Origin of the sequence: Micrococcus sp. KRD012 (assembly GCF_017168555.1) — a bacterium.
GTDB classification, from domain to species: domain Bacteria; phylum Actinomycetota; class Actinomycetes; order Actinomycetales; family Micrococcaceae; genus Micrococcus; species Micrococcus luteus.
In genome coordinates, this window is record NZ_JABFBB010000046.1 from 1 (window position 1) to 1,796 (window position 1,796).

The window sequence follows — 1,796 nt, forward strand, 5'->3', positions numbered from 1 at the left end:
CGGCATGAATCCGCGGATTCTGTGTTCTTCACCCCGCCTCCCGGTCACCCGGTCGGCGTCTTGAGCACGAGATGGAACTCTACACACGAATCCCACCGAACACAAAATCAGGGGTGACACCCGGCGTCCGGGCACGAAGGAGGGCCCCGTTCTCCGCAGAATCCTGCGGGGAACGGGGCCCTGTGCTCCTCCCGTGGGCGGTTGCTTCGCCGTCGCCGCCCGTCGTGTCCTCGGTCACTTTTCGCGACTCACGGTGGACACCGGTGGTCTGCAGCCGCGGTCAGCCCTCCCCCAGGTCCGCACCCGCCATGCTCTTCTTGCCCCGGCGCACCAGCAGGTGTCGGCCGGCGAGGGCGTCGTCTCGGGTGAACACCTGGTCGGCATCCGTCACCCGCACGTTGTTCACCGAGGCGCCGCCGTCGCGCACCGTCCGACGCGCCTCGGAGCGCGAGGCGACCAGCCCGGTGGAGACCAGCAGCTCGACCGCGGTCACGGTGCCCGGCTCCCCCTCCCACTGGGTCCGGTCGGCCTGCGGCAGCTCGGCCAGCACGGCGGTCAGCGTGTCCGGATCCACGGTGGTGAGGTCGCCGCCTCCGAACACGGCATGGGAGGCCTCGATGACCTTCGTCGTCGTCTCCTCTCCATGGGCCAGCGCCGTGACCTCCCACGCCAGGCGCTTCTGGGCCTCCCGGCGGAACGGCTCGTCGGCCACCTTCTGCGCGTACTCCTCGATCTCCGCGCGGGTCAGGAACGTGAAGACCTTGAGCCGGTCGACGACGTCCGCGTCCGCCGTGTTGAGCCAGAACTGGTAGAAGGCGTACGGGGAGCACATCTTCGCGTCGAGCCAGACGGCGTTGCCCTCGGACTTGCCGAACTTGGTGCCGTCCGCGTTCGTGATCAGCGGCGTGCCCAGCGCATGGGCGTGGGTCCCCTCCACCTTGCGGATCAGCTCGGTGCCGGCGGTGAGGTTGCCCCACTGGTCGGAGCCGCCGGTCTGGAGGGTCACGCCGTGCCGGCGGTGCAGCTCGAGGAAGTCGTTGCCCTGCAGCACCTGGTAGGAGAACTCCGTGTAGGAGATGCCCTCATCAGAGTTCAGGCGCTTGGCCACGATCTCCTTCTTCACCATGGTGCCGACGCGGAAGTTCTTGCCGACGTCCCGCAGGAAGTCCAGCGCGCTCATGCCCGCGGTCCAGTCCAGGTTGTTGACCATGGTCGCCGCGTTCTCCCCCTCGAAGGAGAGGTACGGCTCGATCTGCGCGCGCAGGGACTCCACCCACGCCGCCACGGTCTCCTGCGAGTTCAGAACGCGCTCCGAGGTCTGCCGCGGGTCGCCGATGAGCCCGGTGGCGCCGCCCACGAGGGCGTACGGGCGGTGGCCGGCGAGCTGCAGGCGGCGCAGGGTGAGCAGCTGGACGAGGTGTCCCAGGTGGAGGGACGGAGCGGTCGGGTCGAAGCCGCAGTAATACGAGACGGGCTCCCCGGCCAGCGCCTGCTCCAGCGCGGCCTCGTCCGTCGAGACGTGCACGAGCCCGCGCCAGCGCAGCTCCTGCCAGACGTTCTCGAAGCTCGGGTCGTTCGCCTGTGCGCGCAGTCGGGCCGCGCGCTCCTCGTTCTGGGGTGCCATGGCCCCAGCCTAGCTGTAGGAGGGCATGACGTTGTTGACTCGGGCCGGTGCCAACGAGGCCGGAGGAGCGTCCCCGCAGGAGGTATGAGGCCGATGGTAGTTGTAGTGGTTCACCCACACCGCCAGGGCCTCACGCCGAGCCTGCTCTGAGGTGTAGGGGCGGGCGTAGAGG

The 1,796-nt window shown here is 69.2% G+C and carries 2 protein-coding genes; both read right to left on the reverse strand.

Translation table 11 applies throughout. The features are described from left to right. Positions 1–280: 280 nt before the first annotated feature. The gene (tyrS, locus tag J1M37_RS11245) at positions 281–1,624 is read right to left on the reverse strand and encodes a tyrosine--tRNA ligase (RefSeq protein WP_036315682.1); all 1,344 of its coding nucleotides are present in this window, start codon (positions 1,622–1,624) and stop codon (positions 281–283) included. 9 nt (positions 1,625–1,633) lie between these two features. Further along, a partial coding sequence (locus J1M37_RS11250) for an integrase core domain-containing protein (RefSeq protein WP_206452672.1) occupies positions 1,634–1,796 on the reverse strand: 163 nt, incomplete at its 5' end.